Source organism: Pseudomonas sp. S07E 245 (genome assembly GCF_019599025.1).
GTDB classification, from domain to species: Bacteria; Pseudomonadota; Gammaproteobacteria; order Pseudomonadales; family Pseudomonadaceae; genus Aquipseudomonas; species Aquipseudomonas shirazensis.
The window spans coordinates 2,352,476-2,367,589 of record NZ_CP080625.1; the positions used below are offsets into that span (position 1 = coordinate 2,352,476).

The window sequence follows — 15,114 nt, forward strand, 5'->3', positions numbered from 1 at the left end:
TCCGGGCAAGCTGCAGCGAGGCTGCGGCTTGCCCGGACTGGATTCAGTTGGCTGGCTTAAGCACCAATACGCCCAGGGGCGGCAGGTTCAGCGCCAACGACAGCGGCTGCCCATGAGCCGGCAGCGCTTCAGTCGCTACGGCGCCCAGATTGCCGACGTTGGAGCCGGCATACTCCTGTGCGTCGGTGTTGAGCAGCTCTTGCCAGTGCTCGGCAAACGGCACGCCAACCCGGTAGCCCTCACGCGGCACTGGGGTGAAGTTGGCCACCACCAGCAATGGCTCGCCGCTGCTACTCCAGCGTAACCAGGCAAATACACTGTTCTGCGCGTCGTCGCCGATCAGCCACTGGAAGCCCTGCGGCTGGCAGTCCTGCTCGTGCAGCGCCGGCAGTTCGCGATACAGGCGGTTGAGGTCGCCAACCAGCTGTTTGACGCCCTGGTGCTCGGAGTACTGCAGCAGGTACCAGTCCAGCTGCTGGTCGTGGTTCCACTCACGCCACTGACCAAACTCACAGCCCATGAACAGCAGCTTCTTGCCTGGGTGCATCCACATGAATGCCAGGTAGGCGCGCAGGTTGGCAAACTTCTGCCAGCGGTCACCGGGCATCTTGTCGATCAGCGAATGCTTGCCATGCACCACTTCGTCGTGGGAAATCGGCAGGATGAAATGCTCGGAGTAGGCATAGATCAGGCCGAAGCTCATCTCGTTGTGGTGGTGATTGCGGTGTACCGGGTCGTTCTGGATGTAATGCAGGGTGTCGTGCATCCAGCCCATGTTCCACTTGTAGTCAAAGCCCAGGCCACCCTGCTGGGTCGGTTGGCTGACGCCGGGCCAGGAGGTGGATTCCTCGGCGATAACCAAGGCCCCGGGCGCCTCATGGGCAACCACGCCGTTGAGGTGACGCAGGAAGTCGATGGCTTCCAGGTTCTCGCGGCCGCCATGGCGGTTGGGCACCCACTCGCCGGCCTTGCGCGAATAGTCGCGATAGAGCATCGAGGCCACGGCATCGACGCGCAGGCCGTCGATATGGAAGTGCTTCAGCCAGTGCAGCGCCGAGGCCATCATGAACCCGCGCACCTCGTTGCGGCCGAGGTTGTAGATCAGCGTGTTCCAGTCCTGATGGAAGCCCTCCAGTGGGTTTTCGTACTCATACAACGCAGTCCCGTCAAAGCGCGCCAGGCCGTGCTCATCGGTCGGGAAATGCGCCGGCACCCAGTCGAGAATCACGCCGATACCGCCCTGGTGGCAGGCGTCGATGAAGGCAGCAAAATCTTCGGCAGTGCCGTAGCGCGACGTCGGTGCGAACATCGACAGCGGCTGGTATCCCCACGAGCCCCCGAACGGGTGCTCCATGATCGGCAGCATCTCGATGTGGGTGAACCCCAGCTCCTGCACATAGGGCACCAGGCGCTCGGCCAGCTCACGCCAGTTATACAGTCGGGCTACTTCACCGCTGTCATTCAGCTCGCACTGCCACGAGCCCACGTGCAGCTCGTAGATCGACAGCGGCGCGTTGTAGGCATGGCGCTGGGCGCGTTGCTCCATCCAGTCCTGGTCGCGCCATTCGTGGCCCAACGGGCCGGCCACTTTCGAGGCAGTGCTGGGCGGCAGCTCGGTGGCGCGTGCCAACGGGTCGGCCTTGAGCGGCAGTACACCATCCTGGCCGAGCACTTCGAACTTGTAGGTTTCGCCAACGCCCAGGCGCGGCACAAACAACTCCCAGACCCCGGCGCCATGGCGCAGGCGCATCGGGTGGCGGCGGCCGTCCCAGTTGTTGAAATGGCCGACGACCGAGACCCGCTTGGCGTTCGGCGCCCACACCGAGAACAGCACGCCGTCGACGCCGTCGACCTGCATTGGCTGGGCGCCAAAACGCCCGGCCAGGTCACGGTGATTGCCTTCGGCAAACAGGTGCATGTCGATGTCGCCCAGCTGCGGGCCGAAGCTGTACGGGTCTTCGGTGACCTGTTCACCACCGGCCCAGTTGATTGCCAGTTGGTAGTCCTGCGGCTGCGCCATGTGGGCGCTGAACAGGCCGGGCAAGCTGCCCTGTTGCATCTCGGCAAGCACGCTGCCATCGCTGCGCGAAATGACTTTGGCGCTCAGCGCGGCGGGTAAAAAAGCACGCACGAACTGGCCGCCCGCACCGTCCGGGTGCGGGCCGAGCACGGCAAATGGATCGGCGTGCTCGGCGCGGGCCAGGGCGTCGATGTCCCGTTGCCGAAGGCCGCCGTTGTCACGCTTGATTGCGTTCATTTATGACTCTCCCCAAGTACTGATCAGTCCATGCAGACCATGCAAAGGCACGGCCAGCCAGCTTGGCCGGTTTTCGGCTTCATAAGTAATTTCGTAAGCAGCCTTTTCCAGGCAGAACAGCTCCAGTGCCGCGCGCTCGCCATCGGCCTGCTCCCAGGCGTGGGGCATGGCGGCAGTGGCCAGGCCATAGGCTTCGACGAAGGCGTGACGCGACTGGTGCAGGTACTGCCGGGCAACCCGCTGCCGGGCCTGCCGCGCGGCGTTGGACAGGTCTACTGCCGAGTCGCTGCGCAGAATCATCGCAGCAGCATAGTCGAACGAGCGCAGCACGCCGCTGACATCTTTGTACGGGCTGTGCTTGGCGCGGCGCTCCTGCAGCGGCCGGGCCGGCTCGCCCTCGAAGTCGATCAGGTAAGCGTCGCCCTGCACCACCAGCACCTGGCCCAGATGCAGGTCACCATGCACGCGCATGAGCAAGCCACCCTGGGCCTGTTGAGCCAGCTCCTCGACGCGCTTGGCAAGGCCGTCGCGCTGTTGCTGCAGGTCGTCGACCAAGGCCTGGCTTTCGCTGTCGAGGCTATCGCGGTGCTGCGCCAGCAGGTCCAGCGCGTGGGTCAGCTCGGCGCTGATCTGCTCGCCCCAGCGGGCGCTGTCGTCGGCGCTGCTGGCGCGCGGCGCGAACGCCTCGTCCTCGGTCGGCGTGGCCAGCAGCAGGTGCATTTCACCCAGACGCTGACCGAACAGTGCAGCAAAGCCGTTGAGCTCGGTCAGGGCATCGGTGTGCGCTTCAGCGTCGGTACGGGTGGGCTCCATTTCATCGCGGATCGCGCGCTCCAGAGTGTTCTGGGTCCAGGCCCAGGCATCGCCCTGGTTGCTCAGGTAGCCCTGGGCGATCATCAATAGATTTGGCTCTTTCTGCGCATCCACTCGGCTGACCCACGCCAGCAGCGGCGAGATATTGGCAAAGCCGCCAGCGGTCAGGTAGGCGCTCATTTCCAGCTCGGGGTGAATACCCGGATTGACCCGGCGGATCAGCTTGAGTACTACGCAATCGCCGATCACCACCGAGCTGTTCGACTGCTCGGCACTCAGGTAGCGCACCGGGCTGTCTTCATCCAGCCCAAGCGGCGCCAGCAGGTCAGTCGCCTGGAAGCGCAACTCGCCATGCTCATAAGGCAACACGGTGCCGTCCTGGCAGTTACGCAGCACCGCACGAATGAACGGCTCGAGCACGAAGGCGTCGGTGATGAGACCCACCTGACTGCCCCGGCGCACGCGCGACAAGGCCAGTTGCTGCGGCAGCGCGCTGTGGATCTGGTCTTCAGGCAGCAGGCCGAATGGCAATTGATAATGGGTGGTCACGCCATTGCTGAGCACTTCCAGCTCGGCCAGCAACACCGGCGTGGTGGCCGTAGCCAGGCGGACGCCGTAGCTCAGCCGAACCTGGTCAATCGGTGCTTCCTTGCCGGCAAACCAGCGCCGCTTGGGCAGGTATTGCGGCAGTACCGAAGTTTCCAGGGCGTCTCGTGCGGGGGCATCAAGTAGCTCTTCCATACGTTTACGCAGCACCAATGTGGTCAGTTCAGGGAGGCTTTCTGCAGGTTCGGCATGCCAGCTGGGCATGCGCTCGCGCGAGGCGAGGACGAACCAGTAGAAGCCGTAAGGCGCCAAGGTCAACAGGAACGGCAACTGGCCTATCGGCGGGAAGGCACTGCCGCCGAGCATCTCCACCGGCACCCTATCGACGTACTGTGACAGGTCGAGCTCGGCCGCCTGCGCGGCGCGAGACACGTTGGCCACGCAGAGAATGGTTTCGCTGTTGCCGTTGGCATCGGTGTACTCGCGGATGTAAGCCAGAATGCGCCGGTTGCTCGGCGTCAGGGTCTTCATGCTGCCGCGTCCGAAGGCCTTTTGCTGCTTGCGCACGGCGAGCATGCGCCGGTTCCAGTTGAGCAGCGAATGCGGGTCGTGGGCCTGGGCCTCTACGTTGACCGTCTGGTAGCCGTAGAGCGGATCCATCACCGGTGGCAGCACCAGCCGCTGCGGGTCGGCGCGAGAGAAACCACCGTTGCGGTCCGGCGACCACTGCATCGGCGTGCGTACGCCATCGCGGTCGCCCAGGTAGATGTTGTCGCCCATACCCAGCTCATCGCCGTAGTACAGGGTCGGCGTACCGGGCATCGACAGCAACAGGCTGGTCAGCAGTTCGATGCGCCGGCGGTCACGCTGCAGCAGCGGCGCCAGGCGCCGGCGGATGCCGAGGTTGATCCGGGCGCGGCGATCTTCAGCGTAGTAATTCCATAGGTAATCGCGCTCACGGTCAGTGACCATCTCCAGGGTCAGCTCATCGTGGTTACGCAGGAAGATCGCCCACTGGCAGTCCGCCGGGATCTCGGGCGTCTGGCGCAGGATGTCGGTGATCGGGAAGCGGTCTTCCATGGCCAGGGCCATGTACATGCGCGGCATCAGCGGGAAGTGGAACGCCATGTGGCATTCGTCGCCAGTGCCCTCGCCAAAGTACGGCCGGGTGTCCTCCGGCCATTGATTGGCCTCGGCCAGGAGCATGCGGTCGGGGTAGTTGGCGTCGATCTCGGCACGGATGGCCTTTAGCACTACATGGGTTTCAGCCAGGTTCTCGTTGTTGGTGCCATCGCGTTCGATCAGATACGGGATCGCGTCCAGGCGCAGGCCGTCGACGCCGATGTCGAGCCAGTAGCGCATTACATCGATTACGGCCTTGAGCACCTGCGGGTTGTCGAAGTTGAGGTCTGGCTGGTGCGAGTAGAAGCGGTGCCAGAAGTACTGCCCGGCAACCGGGTCCCAGGTCCAGTTGGACTTCTCGGTATCGAGGAAGATGATCCGCGTGCCGTCGTACTTCTGGTCGTCATCCGACCACACGTAGAAGTCCCGCGCCTTGCTGCCACGCTTGGCATGGCGCGCGCGCTGGAACCACGGGTGCTGGTCGGAGGTGTGGTTGATGACCAGCTCGGTGATCACCCGCAAGCCGCGCTTGTGCGCCTCGGCGATGAAGCGCTTGGCATCGGCCATGCTGCCGTAGTCCGGGTGCACTGCCTTGTACTCGGCAATGTCATAGCCGTCATCACGCCGCGGCGACGGATAGAACGGCAGCAGCCACAGCGTGTTGACGCCCAGCTCGGCGATGTAATCGAGCTTGCTGATCAGCCCGGCAAAATCACCGATACCATCATTGTTGGCGTCGAAAAACGACTTGATGTGCAACTGATAGATCACCGCATCCTTGTACCAGAGCGGGTCGTCGATAAAAGCTGCCGGGCGTGAACGCTTGGCCATGTGCGACTCCTGTACGAGATCAAGGCTACTGCGCGGCGCTGATACGCCAGATACCAAATGGCTGATAGCTCGGGTCGATGCGCATCCACTGGGTCTTGCCGTGCCAGGTCCAGCGGTGGCCGTTCATCAGGTCCTCGCCATAGGTGTCGGCGTTGTCATCCAGGCCCAGCTCCCACAGTGGCAGTTCAAAGTTCGCCTCCTGGACGTTGTTCGGGTCCAGGTTGATCGCGATCAGAATGTAGTTTTCGCGGTCGGCGGTGCGCTTGGCGAAGTACAGGATGTTGTCGTTCCAGCAGTTGAAGAACGCCACGCCCAGGTGCGTCTGCAAGGCCGGGTTTTGCCGGCGGATGCGGTTGAGCTGGGCGATCTCGGCAATGATGTTGCCGGGCGCGGTGAAGTCGCGTGGGCGGATCTCGTACTTTTCCGAATCGAGGTATTCCTCCTTGCCCGGAATCGCCGCCGCTTCGCACAGTTCAAAGCCTGAGTACATGCCCCACAGCCCTGAGCCCATGGTCGCCAGCGCGGCGCGAATCAAAAAGCCGGCACGGCCCGAGCGCTGCAGGAAGAACGGGTTGATGTCCGGCGTGTTGACGAAGAAATTCGGCCGGTAGCAGTGGCTCCATGGCGGCTGGTTCAGTGTCTCGAAGTACTCCTGCAGCTCCTGCTTGCTGTTGCGCCAGGTGAAGTAGGTGTAGCTCTGCGCATAGCCGACCTTGCCCAACCGGGCCATCATCGCTGGTTTGGTGAAGGCCTCGGCAAGAAACAATACGTCAGGGTACTGGCTACGCACATTGGCGATGAGCCATTGCCAGAACGGCAGCGGTTTGGTGTGCGGGTTGTCGACGCGGAAGGTCTTGACCCCCTCCTCGACCCAACCGATGACCACATCGCGCAGCGCCAGCCACAGCGAGGGCACGGCGTCGGCGGCATAAAAATCGACGTTGACGATGTCCTGGTACTTCTTCGGCGGGTTTTCCGCATAGCGGATGGTGCCGTCCGGGCGCCAGCTGAACCAACCGGGGTGCTCGACCAGCCAGGGGTGGTCTTGCGAGCATTGAATGGCGAAGTCGAGAGCGATTTCCAGGCCGTGCTCGGCGGCTGCAGCCACCAGCCGGCGGAAGTCTTCGCGGCTGCCCAGCTGCGGGTGAATGGCGTCATGACCGCCATCGGCACTACCGATCGCATACGGGCTGCCCGGGTCATCAGGGCCGGCCTGCAGTGAGTTGTTGGGGCCTTTGCGGTGGCTGCGGCCAATCGGGTGAATCGGCGGGAAGTACAGCACATCAAAGCCCATGTCACGGATCATCGGCAGGCGCGCATGGACGTCGTTGAAAGTGCCGTGGCGCGCCGGGTCGTCGGTGATCGAGCGCGGGAACAGCTCATACCAACTGGCGAACTGCGCCGCCGGGCGATCGACGTCCAGAGGGAATTCGATACTGCGGGTCAGGTAGCTGCGGTGCTCGGCCTCGGCCATCAGGCGCGCCGCATCTTCGCCGAGCAGCAATGCAACCTGGGCTTGCTCATCGAGCTCGGCCAGACGCGATTGCAGCGTCAGAATCTGCTCGCGCAAGGCGCCGTCCGTGCGCTCGGCGCCCTTGCCCAACAGCAGGCGGCCCTCCTCCAACTCCAGCTTGATCTCGACCGCAGCGTTGAATTTCTTTTCCAGGTCGTAGCAGTAGGTGGCGTACGGATCGATCCAGGCTTCGATGATGAACAGGTGCAGGCCCAATCCAGTCGGGGTGAATTGCCCAAGCCACAGATCATTGCCGGCGTCCTCCATCGGCACACTGTGCCACTCGCGGCTGCGCGCTTCACGCCAGTGCAGCAGCACCATCAGCCGATCATGGCCGTCGCTGTAGACTTTGCTGCTGACCATCACCGGCTGGCCGCTGATGGCCTTGGCGGCAAAGGTGCCGCCGTCGAGTACCGGTGCGGTGTCTTCAATGACCAGACGCGGCGCCAGCAACGCCTGGGCCAGGCTGATCGCCTGATCCGGGTGGTCATTGGCCATGGGCACGCTTTCGAAGGGCTCGTTGCGAGACATCGGACCTTGCTCCCTGTGGGCTTGAGGCGGTAAGGGTTCAGAGCCGTCGAACGCGTGGGGGGTTCAAAAAAAAATGAGCAAATGGCGCAGGCGTGGTTCAAAGCCTTTGCATCCCTCATTTACCCAGCGAGGTCAGGCCATGAACATTCCAATCCCGGCGGAGACACCCGATCCGAACATCGACGATCCAAGCTTGCCGCCGCCGGTGCCGCAGGATGATCCGGATGAGTTGCCGATCAAGCCGACCATGCCGCCTACGGTGGGCGATCCGCCGAGTGAGGAACCGCCGGTCAAGGTTTGAGCATAGTCAACAGGCGCGCTGAGCCTGTTTATGTTTGTTGTGGTGTGATATCCCGAGGGCCGCTTTGCGGCCCTTTTTGATGGCTCAGACGCTTGGAAAGCCTCCACAAGCAGACTAACGTTTACGTAAAGGTGATGCCGTGATTGACAGCCCTTGGCGGCAGGTTTACGTTAACGTCAACCCGCACCACACCGTGTAGGAGCGGCCTTGTGTCGCGAAAGGGCTGCGTAGCGGCCCCAGATTGCAGCCTCGCCGCCGAGATTGCTGGGCCCGCTTTGCGGGCCTTTCGCGACACAAGGCCGCTCCTGCACAGGGCGTGATGGTTTCAAGAACAATAAAGGTACCCAAGCATGCATTACCCCAGCCTGAACTTCGCCCTCGGCGAGACCATCGACATGCTTCGCGACCAGGTCCGCGCCTTCGTCGCTGCCGAACTGGCCCCGCGCGCGGCACAGATCGACCAGGACAACCTGTTCCCCGCCGACATGTGGCGCAAGTTCGGCGACATGGGCCTGCTCGGCATCACCGTGCCGGAAGAATACGGCGGCGCCGGCCTGGGCTACCTGGCCCACGTCGTAGCCATGGAAGAAATCAGCCGCGGCTCGGCCTCGGTGGCCCTCTCCTACGGCGCCCACTCCAACCTCTGCGTCAACCAGATCAACCGCAACGGCAGCCACGCGCAAAAGCTCAAGTACCTGCCCAAACTGCTCAGCGGCGAGCATGTCGGTGCCTTGGCGATGAGTGAGCCGAATGCCGGTTCCGACGTGGTGTCGATGAAGCTGCGCGCCGAACAGCGCGGCGATCACTACGTACTCAACGGCAGCAAGACCTGGATCACCAACGGCCCGGATGCCGACACCTACGTGATCTACGCCAAGACCGACCTGGACAAGGGTGCCCATGGCATCAGCGCGTTCATCGTCGAGCGCGACTGGAAGGGCTTCTCGCGCAGCAGCAAGTTCGACAAGCTGGGCATGCGCGGCTCCAACACCTGCGAGCTGTTCTTCGACAACGTCGAAGTGCCGGCGGAGAACATCCTCGGCCAGCTCAATGGCGGCGTGCGCGTGTTGATGAGCGGCCTCGACTACGAGCGCGTAGTGCTCTCCGGCGGCCCGACCGGGATCATGCAGGCCTGCATGGACCTAGTGGTGCCGTACATCCATGACCGCAAGCAGTTCGGCCAGAGCATCGGCGAGTTTCAGCTGATCCAGGGCAAGATCGCCGACATGTACACCCAGCTCAATGCCAGCCGGGCGTATCTGTATGCTGTGGCGCAGGCCTGCGACCGTGGCGAGACCACGCGCAAGGACGCCGCCGGGGTGATCCTCTACAGCGCCGAGCGCGCCACGCAGATGGCGCTGGAGGCGATCCAGATTCTGGGCGGCAACGGCTATATCAACGAGTTCCCGGCAGGCCGCCTGCTGCGCGATGCCAAGCTCTATGAAATCGGCGCCGGCACCAGCGAGATCCGCCGGATGTTGATCGGCCGCGAACTGTTCAACGAAACCCGCTGAGCACAAGGACCCGCGCCCATGGCTATTCTGCACACCCAGATCAACCCGCGCTCTGCCGAGTTTGCCGACAACAGCGCGGCCATGCTCGAACAGATTCAGGCGCTGCGCAGCCTGCTCGCCCAGATCAGCCAGGGCGGCGGCGCCAAGGCCCAGGAGCGGCACACCGCGCGGGGCAAGCTGTTGCCGCGCGAGCGTATCGACCGCCTGCTCGACGCTGGCTCAGCGTTTCTTGAAATCGGTCAATTGGCCGCTTACGAGGTGTACGGCGAAGACGTGCCCGCCGCTGGCGTGATCGCCGGCATCGGTCGGGTCGAGGGCGTCGAGTGCATGATCGTGGCCAACGATGCCACGGTCAAAGGCGGCTCGTATTATCCGCTGACGGTGAAAAAACACCTGCGCGCGCAGACCATCGCCCTGCAGAACCGCCTGCCATGCATCTATCTGGTCGACTCCGGCGGCGCCAACCTGCCGCGCCAGGATGAGGTGTTCCCGGACCGCGAACACTTCGGTCGGATCTTCTTCAACCAGGCCAACATGAGCGCCCTGGGCATCCCCCAGATCGCCGTAGTGATGGGCTCGTGCACCGCCGGCGGCGCCTACGTGCCGGCAATGGCTGACGAGGCGATCATGGTCCGCCAGCAGGCGACGATCTTTCTCGCCGGGCCGCCGCTGGTCAAAGCCGCCACCGGCGAAGTAGTGACCGCAGAGGAACTGGGCGGTGCCGACGTGCACTGCCGCATCAGTGGCGTTGCCGACCACTACGCCGACAACGACGAACACGCACTGGCCCTGGCCCGGCGCAGCGTGGCCAACCTCAACTGGCACAAGCTCGGCCGTCTGCAATGCCGCGCACCGGTTGCGCCGTTGTATAGCGCAGACGAGCTGTATGGCGTGGTGCCGGCCGACGCCAAGCAACCGTTCGATGTGCGCGAGGTAATTGCGCGGCTGGTCGACGGCTCGGTCTTCGATGAATTCAAGGCGCTGTTCGGCACCACCCTGGTGTGCGGCTTCGCCCACCTGCACGGCTACCCGGTGGCGATCCTGGGCAACAACGGCATCTTGTTTGCCGAGGCCGCGCAAAAAGGCGCGCACTTCATCGAACTGGCCTGTCAGCGCGGCATCCCGCTGCTGTTTCTGCAGAACATCACCGGCTTTATGGTCGGCAAGAAGTACGAAGAAGGCGGCATCGCCAAGCACGGCGCCAAGCTGGTGACGGCGGTGGCCTGCGCCCAGGTGCCGAAATTCACCGTGATCATCGGCGGCAGCTTTGGCGCTGGCAACTACGGCATGTGCGGCCGCGCCTATGACCCGCGCATGCTGTGGATGTGGCCCAATGCACGGATTGGCGTGATGGGCGCCGAACAGGCGGCCGGGGTGTTGGTCCAGGTCAAGCGCGAGCAAAGCGAACGCGCCGGTGCGGTGTTCAGCAGTGCCGACGAAGCCGCACTCAAGCAGCCGATTCTTGACCAGTACGAGCGCCAGAGCCATCCCTACTATTCCAGCGCGCGGCTGTGGGACGACGGCGTCATCGACCCGGCGCAGACTCGCGATGTCCTGGGCCTGGCGCTGTCTGCCGCACTCAATGCACCGATCGAACAGAGCCGTTTCGGCATCTTCCGGATGTGACCCAATGAGCGACTACAGCACCCTTGAACTGATCAAGGACCCACGCGGCTTCGCCACCCTGTGGCTGAACCGGGCCGACAAGAACAACGCCTTCAACGCGCAGATGATCCGCGAACTGATCGTCGCCGTTGACCGCCTCGGCGCCGACCCAAGCTTGCGCTTCGTGCTGCTGCGCGGCCGTGGCCGGCACTTCAGCGCCGGCGCCGACCTGGCCTGGATGCAGCAATCGGCGCAGCTCGACTTCAATACCAATCTGGACGACGCTCACCAACTGGGCGACCTGATGTACAACCTGTACAACCTCAAGCTGCCTACCCTGGCCGTGGTGCAAGGTGCCGCTTTTGGTGGCGCCCTGGGTCTGATCAGTTGCTGCGACATGGCCATCGGCAGTGAGGATGCGCAGTTCTGCCTGTCGGAAGTGCGCATCGGCCTGGCACCGGCGGTGATCAGCCCATTCGTGGTCAAGGCCATCGGCGAGCGTGCCACTCGCCGTTATGCGCTGACAGCCGAACGCTTCAGTGGCGTGCGAGCGCAGCAGCTGGGCTTGCTGGCTGAAGCCTACCCAGCGGAACAACTCGATCAGCAGGTCGAGGCCTGGGTCGACAATCTGCTGCTCAACAGCCCGCAGGCACTGCGCGCCAGCAAGGACCTGCTGCGTGAGGTCGGCCACGGCGAGCTGACTCCGGCAGTACGCCGTTATTGTGAAAACAGCATTGCCCGCATCCGCGTCAGCGCCGAGGGCCAGGAGGGCCTGTGCGCCTTCCTCGACAAGCGCCGCCCCGCCTGGCAACCCACCGACAAGGAAGCACGCCCATGAGCCACGCCACCCTGACTACCTTGCTGGTTGCCAACCGCGGCGAAATTGCATGTCGGGTGATGCGCACCGCCAAAGCCATGGGCCTGACCACTGTCGCCGTGCACAGCGCCATCGACCGCGACGCGTTGCACGCCCGCGAGGCCGATATCCGCGTTGATCTGGGGGGCAGCAAGGCTGCCGAGAGCTATCTCGATATCACTAAACTGCTGGCAGCAGCCAAAGCCAGCGGCGCCCAGGCGATCCACCCAGGCTACGGCTTTTTGTCGGAGAACGCCGGCTTTGCCCGAGCCATCGAGCAGGCCGGGCTGATCTTCCTTGGCCCACCGGCCAGCGCCATCGACGCCATGGGCAGCAAGTCGGCGGCCAAGGCGCTGATGGAAGCCGCGGGCGTGCCATTGGTGCCCGGCTACCACGGCGCTGCGCAAGATCTGCAGACCTTCCGCGAAGCCGCCGAGCGCATCGGCTACCCGGTGTTGCTCAAGGCCAGTGCCGGCGGCGGCGGCAAGGGCATGAAGGTCGTGGAAGAGGTCAGCCAGTTGGCCGACGCGCTGGCCTCGGCTCAGCGTGAAGCGCAGGCCTCGTTCGGCAATGCGCAGATGCTGGTGGAGAAGTACCTGCTCAAGCCGCGCCACGTCGAGATCCAGGTGTTTGCCGACCAGCACGGCAACTGCCTGTACCTGAACGAGCGCGACTGCTCGATCCAGCGCCGCCATCAGAAGGTCGTCGAAGAAGCGCCAGCGCCCGGCTTGGCGCCGGAGCTACGCAAAGCCATGGGCGAAGCTGCCGTGCGCGCTGCACAGGCAATTGGCTATGTCGGCGCCGGCACGGTCGAGTTTCTGCTCGATGCCCGCGGCGAGTTCTTCTTCATGGAGATGAATACCCGGCTGCAGGTCGAGCACCCGGTCACCGAGGCGATTACCGGGCTCGATCTGGTCGCCTGGCAGATCCGCGTGGCCCGCGGCGAACCGCTGCCGATCACGCAGGCGCAGGTGCCGCTGCGCGGCCACGCGATTGAAGTGCGGTTGTATGCCGAAGACCCGGCCAACGAGTTTCTGCCAGCCACCGGGCGCCTGGCGCTGTACCGCGAGTCGGCGCCGGGCGAAGGCCGCCGGGTCGACAGCGGCGTCAGTGAAGGGGACCAGGTGTCACCGTTCTATGACCCGATGCTGGGCAAGCTGATTGCCTGGGGTGAAGACCGCGAGCAGGCGCGTCTACGTTTGTTGGCGATGCTCGACGAATTCGCTATTGGCGGAGTCAAGACCAATATCGCCTTCCTGCGGCGGATCCTGGCGCACCCGGCGTTCGCTGCGGCCGAGCTGGATACCGGCTTCATCCCCCGGCATCAGCAGGCATTGCTGCCGGCAGCTGGTGAGCTGCCCGCGCAGTTCTGGGAAGCCGCAGCACAGGCCTGGCTGCAGAGCGAAGCCACGCGGGTTCGTGAAGATGATGCCGACTCACCGTGGGCGGCACGCACTGGCCTGCGCCTGGGCCTGCCTAGCCAGAGCAGCGTCCACCTGCACAGCGGCGGGCAGGCTCAAGCGGTGACGCTGCAGGCCAGCGCGCCGTCGACCCTGCGCCTTGAGGGGGAGCAGTTGTGCCAGGATCTGGACGGCGTGCGCCGGCGCCATCTGGCGATTCGTCGTGGCGCCACCCTGTACCTGCACTGGGACGGCGACATGCATGCCGTCAGCGCCTACGACCCGATTGCCGAAGCCGAGGCCAGCAACAGCCAGCACGGTGGGCTGAGTGCGCCCATGAACGGCAGCATCGTGCGGGTGCTCGTCGCGCCTGGACAGGCGGTCGAGGCCGGCACTGCGCTGGTGGTGCTGGAGGCCATGAAGATGGAGCACAGCATCCGCGCCGCCCAGGCGGGTACGGTCAAAGCGCTGCTGTGCGAAGAAGGTGACATGGTCGCTGAGGGCGCGGTACTGGTCGAGCTGGAGTAACGCCTGTGCGTGCTCCGTGGCCCGCTTTGCGGCGCCACGAAGCACGCCGATCAGAAGATGCCGTGCACGCGCACCACGACACCAAGGAATTCACAGCCCTCTTCGCACACCAGCGTTGGGTAGCTGCCATTTAGCGCCTTCAGGTAGCGTTGGCTACCCTCCTCCGTCAGCTGGCGGAAGATCGCCGATTTGCCAGGTTGGCGGGCCACAACCAAACGCCCTGGCTCCACGGCGACGCCACTGTCAACCAGCACCAGCATGCCCTCGGCAACGCTCTTGCCACTGACTGCGCTCATCGCATCGTTTTCAACCGGTAGCCACCAGGCGTTGCCCTTGGCCAGATAGTCGGTCTGCTCGAAGGCAGCAGGTTCGGCTGCCACCTCGCTGCCCAGTGCATCCCACGTCAGCAGCGGGTAACGAAAGCACACGATGTATTTGGTCCAGTCTTCATCTTCGACGCTGTCGTCGACGGCATAGCGCACGCGCTCTTCACCGATCTGCCCGGCCACCTGCAACTGCAGGCTGACGTGGTAGTGCGGCATGCCCAGTTCGACGAACACCTTGTTCATCGAATCGACCCGTGGTTGCCGGCGTTTGCACAGCCAGTGGCCAATGCTGCCCTGGGACACGCCAACGCGTTCGGCGAGCAGTTCCTGCGAGATGTCGAGCTCCTCCATCCGGTCACGGATGAGGGCAATCCATTTATCCATATTCATCGCTGGCACGATACGGACTGCCTCTAGGCGCTCAATACACATAAGGTAGTATTTCCTTGAAAGCACATAAATACATTAGGTATTAGAATCAGGCAGAGTCCTTCCCACAGCGCCGTTCCCGGTATCAGGATGAAACGCCATGAAAAAAGACGAAACAGATCTGGACAGTGAAGCTGCGCGCCGCGCGCTCGACTACTACCTCAACCCCACCCCGCCGCGGCCCAACCTGGACAACAAGGTGTGGACCTTGCAGCCCGGGGTTTCCATTGGCGAAGCCCATGACCATGCGCTGGCCCTGCTGCGCTGCGCGGCGGCAACGGCCCATGAAACCGCCACCCACCAGGACGGCATGACCCGCGAGGTGACACTGGCGCTGATGCATATGGTGAACATGGCAAGATCACTGCTCGAGCACAAAAAGGCAGTGATGACGGACGATAGATAAGAGCAGAACGTGAACGCCAGGTAACGGCAATGGCCCCGATTGCCGGGACAGGATGAGGAGTGCAGGTAATTTTTTTACCGATTTCAACAAATATCGTTTGACTGGCAAATGATAACGATTATTATTGCACTCAGCA

Annotated in this window: 10 protein-coding genes; 6 read left to right on the forward strand and 4 right to left on the reverse strand. The window is 63.6% G+C overall.

Annotation, left to right across the window (positions count from 1 at the left end; genetic code table 11):
• Window positions 1–43 precede the first annotated feature (43 nt).
• The 3 genes from glgB to K3F44_RS10960 are packed head-to-tail and all read right to left on the reverse strand — an operon-like array spanning window position 44 to window position 7,613.
• Window positions 44–2,257, reverse strand: coding sequence for a 1,4-alpha-glucan branching protein GlgB (glgB, locus tag K3F44_RS10950; RefSeq protein WP_150569869.1), 2,214 nt, complete (start codon window positions 2,255–2,257; stop codon window positions 44–46).
• Window positions 2,258–5,569: a maltose alpha-D-glucosyltransferase gene (gene treS / locus K3F44_RS10955; protein ID WP_220634021.1), complete on the reverse strand. Its 3,312-nt coding sequence runs from the start codon at window positions 5,567–5,569 to the stop codon at window positions 2,258–2,260.
• Window positions 5,570–5,594: 25 nt separating this feature from the next.
• Window positions 5,595–7,613: an alpha-1,4-glucan--maltose-1-phosphate maltosyltransferase gene (locus tag K3F44_RS10960; protein WP_220634022.1), complete on the reverse strand. Its 2,019-nt coding sequence runs from the start codon at window positions 7,611–7,613 to the stop codon at window positions 5,595–5,597.
• Window positions 7,614–7,752: 139 nt separating this feature from the next.
• Between K3F44_RS10960 and K3F44_RS10965 the strand changes: the two genes are divergently transcribed.
• The 5 genes from K3F44_RS10965 (at window position 7,753) to K3F44_RS10985 (ending at window position 13,817) form a co-directional block, all read left to right on the forward strand.
• Window positions 7,753–7,914 (forward strand): hypothetical protein, encoded by a 162-nt coding sequence (locus K3F44_RS10965; RefSeq protein ID WP_181003808.1) that lies wholly within the window; start codon window positions 7,753–7,755, stop codon window positions 7,912–7,914.
• A 350-nt stretch (window positions 7,915–8,264) separates the two neighbouring features.
• On the forward strand, window positions 8,265–9,428 hold the full coding sequence (locus K3F44_RS10970) for an isovaleryl-CoA dehydrogenase (protein WP_220634023.1): 1,164 nt from the start codon (window positions 8,265–8,267) through the stop codon (window positions 9,426–9,428).
• 18 nt (window positions 9,429–9,446) lie between these two features.
• Window positions 9,447–11,054: a carboxyl transferase domain-containing protein gene (locus K3F44_RS10975; protein WP_220634024.1), complete on the forward strand. Its 1,608-nt coding sequence runs from the start codon at window positions 9,447–9,449 to the stop codon at window positions 11,052–11,054.
• A gap of 4 nt (window positions 11,055–11,058) precedes the next feature.
• Window positions 11,059–11,871, forward strand: a complete 813-nt coding sequence (locus K3F44_RS10980) for a gamma-carboxygeranoyl-CoA hydratase (protein WP_220634025.1) — start codon at window positions 11,059–11,061, stop codon at window positions 11,869–11,871.
• A complete protein-coding gene (locus K3F44_RS10985; RefSeq protein ID WP_220634026.1) occupies window positions 11,868–13,817 on the forward strand; it encodes an acetyl/propionyl/methylcrotonyl-CoA carboxylase subunit alpha in 1,950 nt (649 codons plus the stop codon). Before K3F44_RS10980 ends, K3F44_RS10985 begins: the two co-directional genes overlap by 4 nt.
• A gap of 50 nt (window positions 13,818–13,867) precedes the next feature.
• On the opposite strand, the gene K3F44_RS10990 is transcribed toward K3F44_RS10985, so the two are convergent.
• The gene (locus K3F44_RS10990; RefSeq protein ID WP_220634027.1) at window positions 13,868–14,575 is read right to left on the reverse strand and encodes a LexA family transcriptional regulator; all 708 of its coding nucleotides are present in this window, start codon (window positions 14,573–14,575) and stop codon (window positions 13,868–13,870) included.
• A 97-nt stretch (window positions 14,576–14,672) separates the two neighbouring features.
• On the opposite strand from K3F44_RS10990, the gene K3F44_RS10995 reads away from it, so the two are divergent.
• Window positions 14,673–14,978 carry a DUF6124 family protein gene (locus K3F44_RS10995; protein WP_101320948.1) on the forward strand — a complete coding sequence of 102 codons (306 nt, stop codon included), beginning with the start codon at window positions 14,673–14,675 and terminating at the stop codon, window positions 14,976–14,978.
• Window positions 14,979–15,114: the final 136 nt, after the last annotated feature.

Bases quoted from the DNA above. Each gene is read 5' to 3' on its own strand.
- glgB (WP_150569869.1), bottom strand. From the start codon at position 2,257: ATGAACGCAATCAAGCGTGACAACGGCGGCCTTCGGCAACGGGACATC.
- treS (WP_220634021.1), bottom strand. From the start codon at position 5,569: ATGGCCAAGCGTTCACGCCCGGCAGCTTTTATCGACGACCCGCTCTGG.
- K3F44_RS10960 (WP_220634022.1), bottom strand. From the start codon at position 7,613: ATGTCTCGCAACGAGCCCTTCGAAAGCGTGCCCATGGCCAATGACCAC.
- K3F44_RS10965 (WP_181003808.1), top strand. From the start codon at position 7,753: ATGAACATTCCAATCCCGGCGGAGACACCCGATCCGAACATCGACGAT.
- K3F44_RS10970 (WP_220634023.1), top strand. From the start codon at position 8,265: ATGCATTACCCCAGCCTGAACTTCGCCCTCGGCGAGACCATCGACATG.
- K3F44_RS10975 (WP_220634024.1), top strand. From the start codon at position 9,447: ATGGCTATTCTGCACACCCAGATCAACCCGCGCTCTGCCGAGTTTGCC.
- K3F44_RS10980 (WP_220634025.1), top strand. From the start codon at position 11,059: ATGAGCGACTACAGCACCCTTGAACTGATCAAGGACCCACGCGGCTTC.
- K3F44_RS10985 (WP_220634026.1), top strand. From the start codon at position 11,868: ATGAGCCACGCCACCCTGACTACCTTGCTGGTTGCCAACCGCGGCGAA.
- K3F44_RS10990 (WP_220634027.1), bottom strand. From the start codon at position 14,575: ATGTGTATTGAGCGCCTAGAGGCAGTCCGTATCGTGCCAGCGATGAAT.
- K3F44_RS10995 (WP_101320948.1), top strand. From the start codon at position 14,673: ATGAAAAAAGACGAAACAGATCTGGACAGTGAAGCTGCGCGCCGCGCG.